The organism is Aestuariibacter salexigens DSM 15300, assembly GCF_000429145.1.
GTDB classification, from domain to species: Bacteria; Pseudomonadota; Gammaproteobacteria; order Enterobacterales; family Alteromonadaceae; genus Aestuariibacter; species Aestuariibacter salexigens.
Genome location: NZ_AUBH01000001.1, coordinates 852,886 through 869,531, shown reverse-complemented (window position 1 = coordinate 869,531; position 16,646 = coordinate 852,886). Strand labels below are relative to the sequence as shown.

16 protein-coding genes are annotated in these 16,646 nt (G+C 49.8%); 3 read left to right on the top strand and 13 right to left on the bottom strand.

Going from position 1 to position 16,646, the window contains the following annotated elements:
• Positions 1–38 precede the first annotated feature (38 nt).
• The 8 genes from G441_RS0103865 to G441_RS0103825 all read right to left on the bottom strand — a co-directional run bounded on the left by G441_RS0103865 (position 39) and on the right by G441_RS0103825 (position 7,302).
• On the bottom strand, positions 39–668 hold the full coding sequence (locus G441_RS0103865; RefSeq protein WP_026375134.1) for a HupE/UreJ family protein: 630 nt from the start codon (positions 666–668) through the stop codon (positions 39–41).
• Positions 668–1,702, bottom strand: coding sequence for a hydrogenase expression/formation protein HypE (gene hypE, locus G441_RS0103860; protein ID WP_026375133.1), 1,035 nt, complete (start codon positions 1,700–1,702; stop codon positions 668–670). Before hypE ends, G441_RS0103865 begins: the two co-directional genes overlap by 1 nt.
• Positions 1,699–2,850: a hydrogenase formation protein HypD gene (gene hypD / locus G441_RS0103855; RefSeq protein WP_026375132.1), complete on the bottom strand. Its 1,152-nt coding sequence runs from the start codon at positions 2,848–2,850 to the stop codon at positions 1,699–1,701. The genes hypE and hypD overlap by 4 nt, the downstream gene beginning before the upstream one ends.
• Complete coding sequence (locus tag G441_RS0103850; RefSeq protein WP_026375131.1) at positions 2,837–3,112, bottom strand: HypC/HybG/HupF family hydrogenase formation chaperone; 276 nt, start codon at positions 3,110–3,112, stop codon at positions 2,837–2,839. The genes hypD and G441_RS0103850 overlap by 14 nt, the downstream gene beginning before the upstream one ends.
• A complete protein-coding gene (hypF, locus tag G441_RS0103845) occupies positions 3,103–5,484 on the bottom strand; it encodes a carbamoyltransferase HypF (RefSeq protein ID WP_051275306.1) in 2,382 nt (793 codons plus the stop codon). The genes G441_RS0103850 and hypF overlap by 10 nt, the downstream gene beginning before the upstream one ends.
• Before the next feature lie 19 nt (positions 5,485–5,503).
• Positions 5,504–6,331 carry a hydrogenase nickel incorporation protein HypB gene (gene hypB / locus G441_RS17825; protein ID WP_034474214.1) on the bottom strand — a complete coding sequence of 276 codons (828 nt, stop codon included), beginning with the start codon at positions 6,329–6,331 and terminating at the stop codon, positions 5,504–5,506.
• The gene (hypA, locus tag G441_RS0103835) at positions 6,331–6,672 is read right to left on the bottom strand and encodes a hydrogenase maturation nickel metallochaperone HypA (RefSeq protein WP_026375129.1); all 342 of its coding nucleotides are present in this window, start codon (positions 6,670–6,672) and stop codon (positions 6,331–6,333) included. The genes hypB and hypA overlap by 1 nt, the downstream gene beginning before the upstream one ends.
• A 114-nt stretch (positions 6,673–6,786) precedes the next feature.
• Complete coding sequence (locus tag G441_RS0103825) at positions 6,787–7,302, bottom strand: SRPBCC family protein (RefSeq protein WP_026375128.1); 516 nt, start codon at positions 7,300–7,302, stop codon at positions 6,787–6,789.
• Positions 7,303–7,450: 148 nt separating this feature from the next.
• Here G441_RS0103825 and G441_RS0103820 point away from each other — a divergent pair, with 148 nt between their 5' ends.
• On the top strand, positions 7,451–9,835 hold the full coding sequence (locus G441_RS0103820; protein ID WP_026375127.1) for a Lon protease family protein: 2,385 nt from the start codon (positions 7,451–7,453) through the stop codon (positions 9,833–9,835).
• A gap of 14 nt (positions 9,836–9,849) precedes the next feature.
• Here the strand turns inward: G441_RS0103820 and G441_RS0103815 are convergent, their stop codons facing one another.
• The 5 genes from G441_RS0103815 to yhbY form a co-directional block, all read right to left on the bottom strand.
• A complete protein-coding gene (locus tag G441_RS0103815) occupies positions 9,850–11,007 on the bottom strand; it encodes a helix-turn-helix transcriptional regulator (protein ID WP_026375126.1) in 1,158 nt (385 codons plus the stop codon).
• A 37-nt stretch (positions 11,008–11,044) separates the two neighbouring features.
• Positions 11,045–11,362 (bottom strand): hypothetical protein, encoded by a 318-nt coding sequence (locus tag G441_RS0103810; RefSeq protein ID WP_026375125.1) that lies wholly within the window; start codon positions 11,360–11,362, stop codon positions 11,045–11,047.
• Between the two features lie 225 nt (positions 11,363–11,587).
• Positions 11,588–12,364 (bottom strand): SDR family NAD(P)-dependent oxidoreductase, encoded by a 777-nt coding sequence (locus tag G441_RS0103805; protein ID WP_026375124.1) that lies wholly within the window; start codon positions 12,362–12,364, stop codon positions 11,588–11,590.
• 104 nt (positions 12,365–12,468) lie between these two features.
• Complete coding sequence (locus G441_RS0103800) at positions 12,469–13,020, bottom strand: YkvA family protein (RefSeq protein WP_026375123.1); 552 nt, start codon at positions 13,018–13,020, stop codon at positions 12,469–12,471.
• Between the two features lie 159 nt (positions 13,021–13,179).
• Entirely contained in the window at positions 13,180–13,476 is a 297-nt protein-coding gene (gene yhbY, locus G441_RS0103795; protein WP_026375122.1) for a ribosome assembly RNA-binding protein YhbY, read from the bottom strand.
• Positions 13,477–13,809: 333 nt separating this feature from the next.
• Here yhbY and ftsH point away from each other — a divergent pair, with 333 nt between their 5' ends.
• Positions 13,810–15,759 carry an ATP-dependent zinc metalloprotease FtsH gene (gene ftsH / locus G441_RS0103790; protein WP_026375121.1) on the top strand — a complete coding sequence of 650 codons (1,950 nt, stop codon included), beginning with the start codon at positions 13,810–13,812 and terminating at the stop codon, positions 15,757–15,759.
• Positions 15,760–15,817: 58 nt separating this feature from the next.
• Positions 15,818–16,639 (top strand): dihydropteroate synthase, encoded by an 822-nt coding sequence (gene folP / locus G441_RS0103785; RefSeq protein ID WP_026375120.1) that lies wholly within the window; start codon positions 15,818–15,820, stop codon positions 16,637–16,639.
• Positions 16,640–16,646 lie beyond the last annotated feature (7 nt).

Here is a 16,646-nt window from a genome sequence, read left to right as displayed (position 1 = left end):
AGTATATTAGCAGTGTTTTTGTATCGGTCAAATTTTCTTCACAAAAAGTGTGGGAAGGCTTGCTGTAACAGGATGCCAGCCCCTAATAATCCTGTTACTGTGCCAATTAGACATTGCACACCATATTGCAGGTAAACCATTCGTGAGGCAGTAAACGACAGCGGCACAGCGAGCAACACAGAAAACACCAGCATGCCGCTCATCGTGCCCAGACTAAATGCTGCCAGGCATAGAATTGAATCAAGCATGCTGTCGAGCTGCTCGGTAAAGATGATTAACAGAGCTGCTGAACCCGCAACGCCATGAAGTAGACCCAGCGAAAAGGCTTTAAAGGGTAACTTGTCAGTGCCCATGACGTCCTCTTTCCTAAGTTGGGCAAGATTTTTAGCACGCAAAATGACGTCAAGACCAAGCCATATCATTATCACGCCGACGAAAATATCCAGAGCCAGTTGCATCTCAGTTGCGATAGAGCCGCCAATTATCGTCAATGCGCCAATAATGATAAGCAGTGTCAGGCTGTGCCCTGTACTCCAGGCTAATCCCTGATACAACACCTGCGATTTACTGCGTCTGCTGGCCGCTAACGACGCCACCGTGGCGATATGGTCGGCCTCCAGTGCGTGTCTTATGCCCAACAAAAAGCCAAACAGCATAAAATGAATCATCAACAAATCCGTGGTAATTGTTCGCCTTCCAGCATATCGACAATGCGACTGCTGCCAAATACGGTACGCATGCTCACTATAGGTTCGTTGGCGTCACTTACCGTGGCTATTATCTGACTATGCTGACCTTTAGGGTGCTTGCGCATCGTGCTAAGCAATTGCTGCGCTGCGTGCTGCGGCGCAACACATACCAGTGTGCCTTCGTTAGCCAGATACAATGGATCAAGTCCCAGTAATTCACAGATTGCCTGAACCTCGGGACGAATCGGTACACTGCGTTCATCAATTTCAATGACCACCGAGCTGGCACGGGAAAATTCGTTGAGCACCGTCGCCACACCTCCACGCGTTGCATCGCGTATACAGCGAATATCAGGACACACCTTTAGCATCTCAGCAATCAGATCGTGCAGTGCCTGACAATCACTTTGCACATTCGTTTGTATCGCCACGTCGCCTCTGGCCGCAAGCACAGCCGCACCGTGATCGCCTATGAATCCATTGACGATAATGCAATCGCCGCTCTTACAGTGTCCTGCCGATAGATTATATGACGGGTCAATCACGCCAATACCGGCGGTATTGATGAATAATTTGTCACACTGACCGCGCCCCACGACTTTAGTGTCACCGGTAATGATTTTCACGCCCGCATGCAAGGCGGCGCGCCGCATAGAATCAAGCACATCGTTTAACACGGTAAAGCTCAGACCTTCTTCAATGATCAGTGAACAGGTCAGAAAGAGGGGAGTGGCGCCGCCGACCGCTAAATCATTAACGGTGCCGCAGATAGCCAGTTTGCCAATGTCAGCACCCGGGAAAAAAAGCGGGTCAACAACATAGGAATCTGTACTGAAAGCCAGTTGGCTGCCGTATTCAGCGAGCTGTGCCAGGGGTATACGAGCCTGATCTTCCAGCTCTGATAGCTGTGAATTAGCAAATTTTTCGACGATAAACTCATGGATAAGCTCATGCATTGCGCGGCCACCACTGCCATGACCTAAGGTCACACAGTCATCGGGTTTGAAACTCATAGTGTGATCCTTTGCGCCGGTTGCTTATCTTTTAATGCGTTGATATCGGCATAGCGATAGTAGGCGGCACATGCCCCTTCGGACGATACCATCAATGCACCAAGCGGATGTTTGGGCTGACACTCGTTACCGAACAGTGGACACTGCCAGGGCTGCATCGCACCTTTAAGCACATCACCGCAGTGACATGCGGTTGGATCCTCGACCATAGCATGATCGGGTGAAAACTTGTATTCAGCGTCAAAATGCTTGTATGCGTCCGTTAACTGCACACCGCTTTGTTCAATATCACCAATGCCACGCCATGCTGAGCGCTCTCGTGGCTCAAAAACGTCAGACATGGCGGCCAGGCCCGCGGGATTGCCTTTTGCAGAGACAACGCGAGTATATTGGTTCTCTACTTCACTGCGTCCTTCACTCAGCTGCTTCAGTAGCATCCATATTGATTGCAGAATATCCAGCGGCTCAAAGCCAGTGATAACCAGTGGTTTCTTAAATTCTGCACCAACAAATTCAAAGGGTTTATCACCCACTACCATACTGACGTGTCCAGGCGCGATAAAGCCATCAAGTCGCATGTCCGGGTCCTGTAAAATCGCGGTCATAGTTGGCACGGTTGTAATGTGATGGCAAAAAAGTGAAAAATTGTCGATGCCCTCGCGGCTTGCCTCCAACACCGTTAACGCGGTGCTTGGCATAGTGGTTTCAAAACCTAATGCGAAAAATATCACTTCCCTGTCAGGGTTGGCCCTGGCCAATGCCAGTGCATCAAGAGGGGAATAGACCATGCGTATATCTGCACCTGCGGCTTTCGCCTGTAGCAAGCTTTGTTGAGAGCCCGGTACGCGCATGGCGTCGCCAAACGTCGTGAATATCACATTTGCCTGATTGGCTAACTGGATTGCAACGTCAATACAACCCCGCGGTAGCACGCACACCGGGCATCCTGGACCATGTACGAGTTGAATGTGTTGGGGCAACAACTGCTGTAATCCAAAACGAAAAATGGTGTGGGTATGACCACCGCAGAATTCCATGATTTGCAGCGGTCTGTTGCGGTCTTGCATCAGCATTGATGAAAGTTCGGTGATTTCAGATGCCAGTTTGCGGGCAACGTCCGGGTTACGAAATTCATCAACGTATTGCATGACCATCGTCCTTTTCAAAGTCAGTGTCACTGAATTGTTCAAGCAGTTGCAGGGTGTGGAGCGCCTCGCTTTCATTAATGCGGCTCATCGCAAATCCGACATGTAACAACACCCATGTGCCAATCAGTTGCCGCGGATGCTCGACGTCACTCAGCACGCAGGCGATGTTAACCTGTCGGGTGACACCAGCAATGTCGACCATTGCCTGGTGTGCATTATGCTCGTCAACGCTGACAATTTGCGCCGGGATCCCTAAACACATTGTTTCTGCTCCTTACATCGGCGCTGCCTGCTTCGCGCAATCAACGCCTGTCCAAACGCCAGGCCCGCATCGTTAGCAGGCAGCTGTTGATGAGTCATGACATGCAAGCCAGCGCTGCCTAACGTTGCAACGAGTCTTTCCAGTAAATACTGGTTTTGCATCACTCCACCGCTTAGCGCTACATGCGTTGCCGAGTGACAACTGGCCAATGCCAGCGTAGCTTTTGCATAGATGTCCGCAAGGCCTTTATGAAAACGCGCCGCTATCACGCTGGGCTCCTCGTTTTTATGACAGTCCTCTAACAGCACCGACCACATGGGGGCCGGTTCGATTTGCCACACGTCGCTGTATTGATTCAGTTCAAAGGGGTAGGGAACGGCTGTCTGCCATGACTGAGGCGTAATAGACGCTTCCAGCAACATCGCCGCTTTGCCCTCATACTCGATATCTCCCTGGCTGCACATACCCAGTATCGCTGCGACGGCATCAAATAGGCGTCCAGCAGAGCTACTGAGCGGACAATATTGTTTGTGCTGCATCATGGATATGAGCTGCTCTGCGCCCTGTTGTGAGAATTGGGTGAGAATGGTCAGGTCAGGGTAGGCGCGTTTGATATGTTGCCAGCCAAGCGCACTGTGCAGGTGGGCAACACTATTTCGCCATGGCTGACTATTGGCTTTGTCGCCGCCTGGTAGCGGCGTGGCGCGCAGTGTTGCCAGGCGACGGTACTGTGCATAATCAAACAGTAGCAATTCTGCTCCCCACAGCTGCACATCGCTGGCATTTCTGGCATAGCCCAGCCCATCCATACAGATCCCCAATACGGGTAAGTCATCATCTGGATAGCCATGCTCTCCAATGCAGGCAGCGAGATGGGCATGATGATGTTGTACATCTTCAAGTTCAGCGTGGTATTGGGTCGCAACTTTATTCGCAAGCTGTCTGCAACGACCACTGGGATGCTGATCCGTCACTACGGTTTTAGGCGTGAATCCACGCATGTTGGCAAGTGTTGTTATACCATTGAGTACATCACGCTCGACACGCACACTGCCCAGATCGCCAATGTACTGAGACAACAGCGCCTGCCCCTGTTCCAGCATGCAGAATGTGTTTTTGAGATCGCTGCCCATTGCCAGCACGGTCTCGCCGAATTCAAGTCCCGCTGGCAACAATAGCGGCGCTGGTGCGTAACCTCTGGCACGGCGCAGCATAGTCACACCAACTGATGACAGCTGTAATACAGAATCATCCAGTCGCTGGGTAATGGTGCGGTTGTGCACAAGAAAATAATTAGCCACATGTTGTAGCTCGCGATATGCCGCGTCATTGTCAATGCATTGCGGTTCGCCTGACGCATTGGCCGAGGTCATGAGCAAGGGTGCTGAAAAATGTTGCAGGATAAGAGCATGCAGCGGCGTCGTAGGTAACATGACGCCCAACCGCTGCTGGCCGGGGGCGATACCCGTGAGTTGCGGTCCGTCAGTGCGAATGGGGAGAAGCACGATGGGGCCGGCTCGACTCTGCAGTTGCTGCCGTGCAGCCTTAGATACAACACAATATGGCTCGATACTGGCGATATCCCTGACCATGACGGCAAAGGGTTTGTGTGGACGCCGTTTGCGCTGTCTCAAGGCTGCAGTGGTGGCGGTGTTGGTTGCATCAGCACACAACTGAAAACCACCTAAGCCTTTAACTGCCAGTATGTTTCCCTGTTTCAGGTAGTGCACCGCTGCGTCAATTTCGTGTCCGGCATGCAATAGGTCACCCTTATTATCTGTCAACCACAGTTTCGGGCCGCATGTCGGACAGGCATTGGGCTGTGCATGAAAGCGACGACCCTCTGGCGAGTCATATTCCTGTTGGCACGCCGGGCACTGGGTAAAGTCGCGCATGCTGGTGTTATCGCGGTCGTAGGGAAGTTCTTTAAGAATAGAAAAGCGCGGACCACACTGCGTGCAATTGATAAATGGATAATGAAAGCGACGGTCACGAGTATCAAACAGTTCCTGCTGGCACTGCTTGCAGGTGACAAGATCGGCACAGATACCCACATCTGCTCGCATATTTGGCTCACTGCTTACGATGCTAAAATCATGGTATTGCTTGTCAGCAGCGCAAAATGTCATCTCCATGTTAGCGATTGAGGCGGCCGCAGGCGCCAGCGTTTTAATCTGTTCAACAAACGAACGAATAGCCAGCACAGACCCCTGCACAATGACCGTTACACCTTCGCTATTGTTGTACACTTCACCTAGCAGTTTAAAATGTGTCGCCAGATGCCAGATAAATGGTCGGAAGCCGACGCCCTGAACCACACCGCTTACAGTAATGCGACACTGTGTAAAGTGGGTAGGAGGATTATGCGTCATCTTGGCAAGGGGGCGCTATTCAGACTGCTGCGTGAGTTGCATTCTCGAGTGCTTTTTCAGCACCAGAAACGCTTACCTGACGCTCTGCTTCCAGCCATCGCAACCATTTATCCATACCCTGACCAGTCGTTGCGGAAAGTTCGAAGATGCGAATGCCGGGATTGACCTGTCTGGCATAGGCTCGGGCTTTATCAATATCAAATTCAACGTAAGGAAGCAGGTCAACTTTGTTCAGCAACAGGATATCCGCCGCTGCGAACATATCCGGGTATTTTAGCGGTTTGTCCTCGCCCTCAGTGACAGAAAGAATGGCGACCTTATAACGTTCGCCCAAATCAAATGCGGCAGGGCAGACTAAATTACCGACATTCTCGATAAATAGAAGGCTTTCCTTTTTAACATCCAGATCCTGTATAGCGTGCCCCACCATATGGGCGTCAAGGTGACAGCCTTTGCCCGTGTTGATCTGTACCGCCTTGACACCGGTTTGTCTGATTTTGTCGGCATCGTTACTGGTTTGCTGGTCACCTTCTATGACGGCACAGGGTGCCTTGTTTGCCAGCGCTTGCAAGGTGTTAACCAGCAGGGTTGTTTTACCCGCACCGGGGCTGGATACCAGATTCAATGCCAGTACCCCATGTTGCTGACAATAGCGACGATTGGCATCGGCATACTGATTGTTTTTGCCTAATATATCGCGTTCAATTTGCACCATTCGTTGCTGAGTAAGCCCCGCAGCATGGGCGCCGGCTAAACCATTGCCGTAATGATGGTGGGCGTGTTCAAGCTGATGCTCATGCTGGTGTTCATGAGTGTGCGTTTCTTCGCATCCACAGACAGTACACATCAGGCAACCTCCAGTTGTTTAATTAACATTTCTTCGCCCTGCCGGATAATGACATTTCTGTTGTTGCACACTGGACAGGGGGAAAATCGATGAGACAGGGGGATATCGCGAAGGCAGTTGCGACACCATCCCTTGCCGGGGATCGTATTGATATTGATTGAGGCAAGCTCAGCAAGGGTGGTCTTGCTTACTACCTCGAAACAGAACTTTAGCGCGGCAGGCTCTACACAGGAAAATTGGCCAATATCCAGATAAATGCCAGTCACCTTTGAAAAGGCCTTTTTGCTGGCTTCTTCTTCAATAATTTGCAGGATACTCTCGCATAGCGCCATTTCATGCATATCACTCACGACCATGCTGATTTACTACGGTAGTCAGCATGGTACTGCAAGACCAGCGGTGATAATGCTGAGTCAGATCAATGAAATGTCTAGAAATCGTTTCACGTTCTATCGCTAATTTTCTACAAACTGTTTGAGTCCGTTTAACTGTATTGCCTGTACGCGGTCGACAATCGGTGCCAGTGCCTCAAAACCATCGGGATTTATGCCCTGCATCCGATAGGTCAGGGTAACTACCGTGTTGTCCTGTTGCTGGGAGAACGCCCAGTCCAGCGCGCCATACATGCCCATGCCTTGCAATGGGCCAAGCCCGCCAGTCATGCGCAGCGTAGACTCGGGATCAACAAAGCTTATTGTCATGTGCACAGCTGAGCGGTCCCCGGCGATTTCGCAAAAGCATCCTCCGGCTTTGTCATCTATACGAAACGTGCCCTGTTCACCCCACCATGAATGATCCTTTGGCCACCATTTATCCACGTCGTTGACAAGTGCGTGCCATACGGTTTTGCTATCTATCGTTGTTTCGATTCGATTTTCGACAATAAATCCGTTATCCGATATGAATGTAACGTCGCCAAGAGCATAAGGTGCCACCAATAATGTTGTGGCCAAAGCAATAGAGGTCTTCATAGCTGTTTGCTGCAGATGATTTTTACTCAGACTAGCCGTATGGATGACGAGAGGCAAGCAAGTCACCATCTCGATTGACAGTGTTACCAAAACACGGTTCACTGTAGGCATTCCTCTTCACATTAAAAATACAGCGACCCCAGTTATCATGCCAGGAATTCAGGCTTTAAGTCCGCAGCAGTTATCGGCAATGCCCTCCAAGCGTTTGATCAATCAGGCTCTTAACAGTGAACACGCATTATCATCCACATTTATCGGTCAGGAACGAGCCCGCGAAGCGCTGACCTTTGGGCTTGGCATAGATGCCACCGGATACAATCTTTATGTAATGGGGGAGCAGGCCACGGGGCGCTACACGCTGGTGCATGACTATGTTGCTCGTCAGGTAAGCGATCTGCCAACACCGGATGACTGGTGCTACGTCAATAATTTTGATGATGAACGGGAGCCGTTCGTGTTGCGCTTACCGCCTGGTGAGGCAAAAAAGCTGGTAACTGAGCTTGAGTCATTGATTGACGAGCTGTTGGATACCTTTCCTGCTGCATTTGATAATCCTGGCTATCAGCGTAAGAAGAGCGCAATCAACCGCGCGTTTGAACAGCGCTATGAACGAGCGCTGGAGCGGGTGGAAGAGTATGCACAGGCGAATGACGTGGCACTCTATGAAGATAACGGCACCATAAGTTTCTCGCCGATTGTAGAGGGCAAGCCGGTCACCGACGCAGAATTTGCCAAACTGGACGACAATCAGCGACAGCATTTTTATGCGCTGATTGATGAGCTGGAAAATCGACTCAGTGAAGCATTAATTGAGCTCCCACAGTGGAAGAGGGTGTCTTCAGAGCAGTTGCGTAAATTAAAGCGAGAGGCAGCGGAGCAGGGCATCAGACCACTCTTAAAAGAGCTTGAGCACACCTATGCTGCGCATCTTGGCATCCTCAAGTTCCTGCGTCAGTTGAAACCCCATCTGGTAGATACGGTGGTGGAGCTACTCAGTGAAGAAAAAGACGATAAACACGACGACTATGATCGTCGCGCTATCCTGGAAGAGCAGTATCTGCCCAATATACTGGTTGCGCATCAGTTAGATGACGGCGCGCCGGTCATCTATGAACCGAACCCAACTTATCAGAACCTGTTTGGAAGAGTCGAATACAGCAGTGCACAGGGTAGTGTGTTTACCAATTATCGGATGATCCGGCCCGGCGCCCTGCATCGTGCAAACGGCGGTTACCTGCTGTTAGATGCCGACAAGCTGCTGCAACATCCCTATGTGTGGGATGCACTTAAACTGGCGCTTAAATTCGGCCATCTGAAAATGGACATGCCACAGCATGAAATTGGTATGGTGAATTCGATGACGCTGACGCCGCAAACCATTCCGTTATCAGTAAAAGTGGTGTTGCTGGGTTCAAGAGAGCTGTATTACACCTTACAGGACTATGACGACGAGTTTGATGAACTGTTCAGGGTGTTGGTAGATTTTGACCATGAGATCCCGCTGGATAAAAAGAACCTGTTTGACTTTGTTGGTCGTGTACGCAGACAGGTAGAAAGTCTTGGGTTAGACGGCATATCCGCCAAAGCTATGTATCGGTTGGTTGAATACAGTTTGCGCATGGCCGAGCATCAGGAATACCTGTCAGCGCGCTTTGCTGATGTGATTGAGTTATTGCATGAGGCGAAGTTTTTCAGCCAGCAAAGTGGACAGACGCTGTTAGACGTCGGTCATATTGAAAGCGCCCTGAAGGCCAAGAAACGCCGCACGGGACGAGTCAGTCAGGCACTGCTGGATGATATTAAGCAAGGGCAAATTCTGATCGCGACAGAAGGCGTTGCGGTAGGCAAGGTGAACGGTCTGACCGTACTGGAGATTGGTGATAGTGTATTTGGCACGCCAGCCAGGATCACGTCAACCGTCTATGCTGGCTCTAACGGCGTGGTGGATATTGAACGCGAGGTTGAGCTAGGCCAGCCTATCCACTCTAAAGGGGTGATGCTGTTAAGCGGCTTTTTGGGCCACAAGTATGCTCAGCATTTTCCGCTTACGCTGTCTGCCAATATCGCACTGGAGCAGTCTTATGGTCATATTGATGGTGACAGTGCCTCACTAGGCGAACTGGTGGCACTGATTTCAGCCTTGACCGGCGTGCCCGCCAGCCAGGAACTCGCCATTACAGGTTCTATCAATCAATATGGTGAAGTACAGGCAGTTGGCGGCGTTAATGAAAAAATCGAAGGTTTTTTCAAACTCTGTCAATACCGTGGTTTTACAGGCAAGCAAGGGGTGATTATCCCCAAATCCAATGAAAAGAACCTGATGTTGGATAAACAAGTTGTGCAAGCAGTGCGCAACGGTAAATTTCACATTTACACCGTTGAGACAGTGGACGATGCGCTGGAGCTGTTGATGAATAAAGAGGCCGGAGAGCTTAACAGTCGCGGTAACTATCCGAAACACAGCATTAATTATTTAGCGGTCAATCGTTTGTATCAAATTGCCAATATCGTAAATGGCGCGCACGACGAATAATCGTGTCGCGAGCGTCAGACTTTGGAACGTCCGACGCTGCTGTTGCGTAATGCAGCGAATTTTTCACGCTGATCTTCAAGGCTGTAAAGTAAAGCCAGTTTGCCGGCCCGGCTGATCATATGAGAGCGCAAAATTTTGGGCTCTAGCAGTTCAATGGCGTCGACAAACATACCGAGAAAATCAGCCAGCAGGGTTGGGTTAGGGTCTTTATCAGGCGCATCTTTGGGTAGCGTGATGTCGATATTCAGCTCCCAGATGTCGTTTTCGACTTTACTGAAATGCTGGTCTTCCGCAAAGTTGCTGGATTGCAGATAGTGTTTTACCCAGGAATTACAGCGGGCTTTGAACGGCACGGTTACCTTGTACTCGCTAAAATCTACAGCATGAAAATTCGCGCTATTATTCAAATCGACAGCCTTTATCCTGCTCATATCGTAGTTACTTAACGCCTGCGCATCGTGATCGTAGGCCTGCAGATACAAATGATTGGTGATATACCGAATTCGCTGAGGTGACAGCGTAAGGTTAACGATTTTCTGCGACGTAAATACTGGCGCGTATTCAATGCTGATTGCCTTACGCTCTGTTAGTGCCACGAACAGGGTTTCTAACGAACTTTCATTCTGTTCTGCAGGCGCTCGGCTTTCAGATCCGTTCTGTAAACCAAAATGACTAATTTCAAATAATCTGGCTAATTTGAAATCATCGTGCCCGAGTTTCTCGTGTGCCCGGCTAAAGTCGTGCTCTAACTGTCGGGCCAGTCGCTGCGGGAAGATTTCGCGTAGTTGCTGTTCGAAGACATACAGCGCAAGCGCGCGGGCTTCAGTTAACTCATGATCATTAAGGTAGGCGTCTTTTTCCTCTTCGTCAGTCCAGTAAAAGAGGGTCGAACGCCCCTTTTGACGCTCAATACAAAAACCGACATGTTCAGCCGGATCATAGGTTTCGCTGTGTAACTGCTGGGCAAGCCTGTGAAGTTCTTTAGTAAAGGCCGCCTGGGTCTGGTTGCCTTTGATAAATGGCTGCAGTTGTTCGAGCAGCTCGTGAATGGTCACGCCGCGCTCGCCGCCAATACCGGTAAGTGACGCAATCTGTCTCTTCATCGCTAGCTTTTCATCACTGCTACGATGATCTTTTGATTTGTCGAAAGAAAAACTGCTATCTAGCATCATAGGGTCGTCTTTTCCTTAAACGAATATAAGGCCGTGTTTATCTTTTTCGTAAATCGTTAATTAACTCTCTGATCGCCTGAATATTTTCTAACAATCCCAGACCAAAGCTCTGCGTTGACATTGACGTCAAATCGCGAGCCATGTCAATCAAATGTTCCAATGCCTGCTCGAGCCAGACTACTTCTGTTTCTAGTAAGGGTGCTTGTTCAGTTTTCAACCTGTTGATCACGTCCAATGTTTTCTCTTTTTGTTTTTTGTCTTGCCAGTCAATAATGTGCGCATATAGCGCGAGCGCATGTATTGCCTTGCCATGTGTGGCAAGTGTCGTCGGCTCGCGGCCATCTTGTGAAGTCACTTTTTTATCTCACTCTCAATAAAAAGCAGACTGAGCAAACGACGCCCATGACATAAAAAAATGAGTATATACAACAGCAAAGACGAAAATTGTCCAACTTTTGTATAGTGGCCGAAAGGTATGATGATAAACGTTGAATGCGCCTTTACAGGCGGTGAAATGGACACATTGTGTGAAATGTGAGGTGAGCGCACTCGTGATTGAGTGCGCTGTTTGTATATCTGGTTATTTAGGCTGCATACGCAACGCGCCATCCATGCGGATGGTTTCACCATTAATGTAGGCGTTATCTGCCAGGTGGATAACCAATTTGCCAAATTCTTCCGGCAGGCCCAGTCGCTTAGGGAATTGCACGTTGCTAACCAACGCCTGCTGAACATTATCAGGCATGGCAAGCAGCATTGGCGTGCCCATGATGCCGGGCGCAATGGTATTAACGCGAATGCCCAGAGCAGCGAGATCTCGTGCCATAGGTAAGGTGACACCGATAATACCGCCTTTACTTGCCGCGTAGGCAGTCTGACCAATTTGGCCTTCATAGCCGGCGATGGATGCGGTATTGACAATAAGGCCTCGCTCCTGCGCTTCACCCATGGGGGCATTTTTCGCCATTGCGGCGGCCGCGACGCGGGCAACGTTGAATGAACCCACCAGATTAATATCGATAACTGACTGGAAATTATCCAGCGGCATGGCATTGCCTTCACGATCCAGCGTTCTTTTTGCTGGTGCTACACCCGCACAGTTCACACAGAGGTGTACAGCGCCCCATGTATTCAATACCGACTGCATCGCTTGCTCGACAGAATCAGCACTACGAACATCAACTTTTTCAAACATCAGACTATCGGCGCCTTTTTCGGCAACCAGTTCAGAGCCCTGTTCCTGATTGATATCGAATACGGCGACTTTCATGCCTGCATTGAGCAGTGCATTAACAGTGGCCAATCCCAGACCGGAGGCTCCACCGGTGACGACAGCGTTAAGTTGATTGATCTGCATTACTTTCCTCTTTTCTCAAGATAGTAAAAAGGCGAGTCAGCTTGCGCCTACCCGCCCTGGTTTTATTTTTTGTCTGGTTCGCGACTATGTAGCGAACAACATCATCACATGATGCGAGAAAATACCCGTCTGCGACCCGCTGTAGAGCGGTTGCGACGCAATCTTGACCGAAGCTCCGAACGCTCAGCCGCCAGCCAGCTTTCACGGTTAACATTGGCGCCGTCACCGCGACGATTTTCTTCGGTGCGGCGGAAACTACAGAATGACTGATAGGCTTCCAAATCAAGAGACATGTCCTGGATAACCAACTCAATCATAATTGCGTCATCAACATAGCCTAAGCCAGGAATATTGTCAGGCACAAGGTCATGAGGTTCGGCAAAGTAGGCGAGGGATGTCAGGATTTCTTTGCGCTCATCTTCTGGCATTTGCCATTCTTCATCTTTTACTGATTCAACAAGCAACTCTAGTGAACGTAAGCGACTAGTAACAAAATCTGGAACGTTGGCGCTCTCCATCTCTTTACATAAGGCAGACGCTTTTTCGAGAATTTCCTGTTCGGAAAGCGCGCTGGCTTTCTCGATAGCTACTTTCATTAACGCGCGAAAGTGTTCTAAGTCGTTTTCGCTGAGCTCAAAGCTGACGTTTATAGACATACGTTTTTCCTTCGTACTTTATTATTGCGCTATACCGCTGCGCATTTGACAGGTGATTACTCTAACTGTAATCCAGCGATGCAGATGCGGCAATAGAAGAGCACGAGTTTCTCACCATGAGGCAATAAAAAATCACCTCAGCTGACGCTTTAATCCACATTATGCCTTGGGAATGGCAATCTTTTTTTCCTCACTTTGCCGATAAATCACCAGCATATGTCCGATAACCTGTAACTTTTCCGCCTCGGTCTCTCTGACAATGGCGTCCATGATCAGGGACTTTTCTTCACGATCATCAGTGGGCACTTTTACTTTGATCAGTTCGTGATATCCAAGGGCGTTGTCAATTTCTGCCAGCACACCTTCGGTCAGGCCGTTAGCGCCAAGTTGAACGACAGGTTTTAAAGAATGGGCCAGGCCCTTGAGGTACTGCTTTTGCTTATTTGTGAGTTTCATTAACAGGTTTGCTTACAAATTTATCAATTGGATGTGGTTGAAATAGGATATTCTAGCGCCATCTTGCTGTTATTGATATGTATGTCTCGCGAGTTAGACGAAAATTCATATCCAAACAGTAATGATTGGTAGTGCAATGAGCAATGAAATAACTACTGCACTGACCATTATTTCATCCAGCGGAATTGTTGTTCGGTGCGGTTGAACGTAATTGCTGGTAAGACCGTAGACACATGATATCTGGTAGCGACGGGCTGCGAACTGTAGTAGTCTGTCAGGATGCATCGAGGCGCGGTGCAGACGTAAGTTTGATAGTTAACAGAGGTTACTCACTTGAGCGATATGGCAAAAAATTTGATTCTCTGGTTGGTCATTGCCGTTGTGCTAATGTCAGTGTTTCAGAGTTTTACGCCTGGAGAATCCAGTCGGGCCCAAACTGATTACACAACGTTTCTGAATGAAGCAAATCAGGGCATGATCCGCGAGGTTCGTATTGATAACGAAACTCGGGAAATCAAAGGTACGAAGCGTACTGGAGAATCATTCACCACGTACATTCCTTATTTCGACGACAAGCTTGTCTCTGACCTGCTGAAAAATGATGTACGCATTATCGGTGAACCACCAGAGCAACCGTCCTTGCTCGCCAACATCTTTATTTCCTGGTTCCCCATGTTGCTGTTAATCGGCGTATGGATCTTTTTCATGCGTCAGATGCAGGGCGGCGGCGGACGCGGCGCGATGTCATTCGGCAAGAGTAAAGCCAGACTGCTTAGCGAAGACCAAATCAAAACCACATTTGCCGATGTTGCCGGTTGTGATGAAGCCAAAGAAGAAGTCAGTGAGTTGGTTGACTTCCTGCGTGACCCATCCAAGTTCCAGAAGCTTGGCGGCAAGATACCTAAAGGCGTATTGATGGTGGGGCCTCCAGGCACAGGTAAAACATTGTTGGCCAAAGCCATTGCTGGTGAAGCCAAGGTGCCGTTTTTCACCATCTCAGGCTCTGACTTTGTGGAAATGTTTGTCGGTGTCGGTGCGTCACGCGTACGCGATATGTTCGAACAAGCCAAAAAGTCTGCACCTTGTATTATTTTTATCGACGAAATCGATGCAGTAGGTCGCCAGCGTGGCGCAGGCCTGGGCGGCGGTCACGATGAACGTGAACAAACGCTCAACCAGATGTTGGTGGAAATGGATGGCTTTGAAGGCCATGAAGGCATCATCGTCATTGCGGCGACTAACCGTCCGGACGTATTGGACCCGGCATTATTGCGGCCAGGTCGCTTCGACCGTCAGGTCGTGGTTGGCTTGCCAGATATTCGTGGCCGTGAACAAATTCTCAAAGTTCACATGCGTAAAGTGCCGATTGCTGACAATGTTGAGCCAGCAGTCATCGCACGCGGTACGCCAGGCTTCTCAGGTGCCGACCTTGCTAACCTGGTCAACGAGGCTGCCTTGTTTGCTGCTCGCGCCAACAAGCGTCTGGTGGCGATGGAGGAATTCGACAAGGCCAAAGACAAGATCATGATGGGCTCTGAGCGTAAATCGATGGTCATGTCCGAAGAAGAGAAGACCATGACGGCGTATCACGAGGCCGGTCACGCCATTGTCGGACGACTGGTGCCAGAGCATGATCCAGTCTACAAAGTATCAATTATTCCTCGCGGGCGTGCCCTGGGTGTCACCATGTACCTGCCTGAGCAGGACCGTGTGAGCCACAGCAAGCAGCACCTGGAGAGCATGATCTCCAGTCTGTTTGGTGGGCGTATTGCGGAAGATATCATATATGGTTCTGACAAAGTCACGACAGGTGCGTCTAATGATATTGAACGTGCGACGGATATTGCCCGCAAGATGGTGACGCAATGGGGACTGTCTAGCAAAATGGGCCCCATGCTTTACGCTGAAGAAGAAGGTGAAGTATTTCTTGGACGCAGCATGTCGCAAGCCAAGCACATGTCGGACGACACTGCTCGTGCGATAGATGCGGAAATCAAGTCATTAATCGATCGTAACTACGAGCGCGCGGAGAAAATTCTGCGTGACAACATCGACATTCTGCATTCAATGAAAGACGCACTGATGAAGTACGAAACCATTGATGCCAAACAGATTGACGATCTAATGGAGCGCCGTGAAGTGCGTCCTCCAGCGGATTGGGAACAGAATAATAATAGTAATGACAGTGATAAACCCACCGGCGGAGCACCCGTTGCTGAAGATGACCAGGAGAAATCTGGTGAGTCTGGCAATGTAGGCAAGCCAGGTGACCTGCCAAGCTAATTCATAAGCAATTAAAAGTACGCCTCCTACTGGGAGGCGTTTTTATTCAGGCCGCGATATGCAGTTTGCACAACACACCCTTGACCTTTCGTCACCCCGCATCATGGGGATCCTGAATGTGACGCCAGACTCGTTCTCTGATGGTGGCCGCTTTGCTGCGCTCGACCTCGCGCTTGAGCAGGCAGAAAAAATGATTGCGGAGGGGGCAGATATTATCGATGTCGGGGGCGAGTCGACCCGGCCAGGTGCGCAGGCAGTCTCGCTCGAGCACGAGTTGGACCGTGTAGTGCCTGTGATTGAAGCCATCAGTCGACGATTCGATGTGGTGGTGTCAGTAGATACCAGTAAAGCCGGTGTAATGCGCGAAGCCGTCAATGCCGGCGCTGGGCTCATCAACGACGTCAGGGCACTACAGGAGCCTCAGGCGCTTGAGGTTGCCGCGCAGTTAAACGTTCCTGTATGTCTTATGCACATGCAAGGTCAGCCGCGCACTATGCAATCGAATCCTCACTATAATAACGTGGTCGAAGACGTATTCGCATTTCTGCAGCAGCGCATCGAGCAGTGCATCGCTGCCGGTATATCACAGCAACAGATAATCATTGACCCTGGTTTTGGATTTGGTAAGACCCTCGTGCATAATTACACATTATTAAATGCTCTTGAGCGCTTTCACGCGTTAAATGTGCCGGTACTCGCGGGCATGTCACGTAAATCCATGTTGGGGCAGTTGCTTGAAAGAGAGACTGATGAAAGGTTAGCGGGAAGCATTGCGGTGGCGACGGTTGCCGCGCAAAAAGGCGCACAAATCATCCGCGTACACGACGTAAAAGAAACGGTTGATGCGGTCAAAATAATTAACATGTTGTCTTCACTATAATGACATC

Bases quoted from the DNA above. Each gene is read 5' to 3' on its own strand.
- yhbY (WP_026375122.1), bottom strand. From the start codon at position 13,476: ATGAAACTCACAAATAAGCAAAAGCAGTACCTCAAGGGCCTGGCCCAT.
- hypF (WP_051275306.1), bottom strand. From the start codon at position 5,484: ATGACGCATAATCCTCCTACCCACTTTACACAGTGTCGCATTACTGTA.
- G441_RS0103815 (WP_026375126.1), bottom strand. From the start codon at position 11,007: ATGATGCTAGATAGCAGTTTTTCTTTCGACAAATCAAAAGATCATCGT.
- folP (WP_026375120.1), top strand. From the start codon at position 15,818: ATGCAGTTTGCACAACACACCCTTGACCTTTCGTCACCCCGCATCATG.
- hypD (WP_026375132.1), bottom strand. From the start codon at position 2,850: ATGCAATACGTTGATGAATTTCGTAACCCGGACGTTGCCCGCAAACTG.
- G441_RS0103820 (WP_026375127.1), top strand. From the start codon at position 7,451: ATGCCAGGAATTCAGGCTTTAAGTCCGCAGCAGTTATCGGCAATGCCC.
- G441_RS0103825 (WP_026375128.1), bottom strand. From the start codon at position 7,302: ATGAAGACCTCTATTGCTTTGGCCACAACATTATTGGTGGCACCTTAT.
- G441_RS0103800 (WP_026375123.1), bottom strand. From the start codon at position 13,020: ATGTCTATAAACGTCAGCTTTGAGCTCAGCGAAAACGACTTAGAACAC.
- hypE (WP_026375133.1), bottom strand. From the start codon at position 1,702: ATGAGTTTCAAACCCGATGACTGTGTGACCTTAGGTCATGGCAGTGGT.
- hypA (WP_026375129.1), bottom strand. From the start codon at position 6,672: ATGCATGAAATGGCGCTATGCGAGAGTATCCTGCAAATTATTGAAGAA.
- G441_RS0103865 (WP_026375134.1), bottom strand. From the start codon at position 668: ATGATTCATTTTATGCTGTTTGGCTTTTTGTTGGGCATAAGACACGCA.
- G441_RS0103805 (WP_026375124.1), bottom strand. From the start codon at position 12,364: ATGCAGATCAATCAACTTAACGCTGTCGTCACCGGTGGAGCCTCCGGT.
- hypB (WP_034474214.1), bottom strand. From the start codon at position 6,331: ATGTGTACTGTCTGTGGATGCGAAGAAACGCACACTCATGAACACCAG.
- G441_RS0103850 (WP_026375131.1), bottom strand. From the start codon at position 3,112: ATGTGTTTAGGGATCCCGGCGCAAATTGTCAGCGTTGACGAGCATAAT.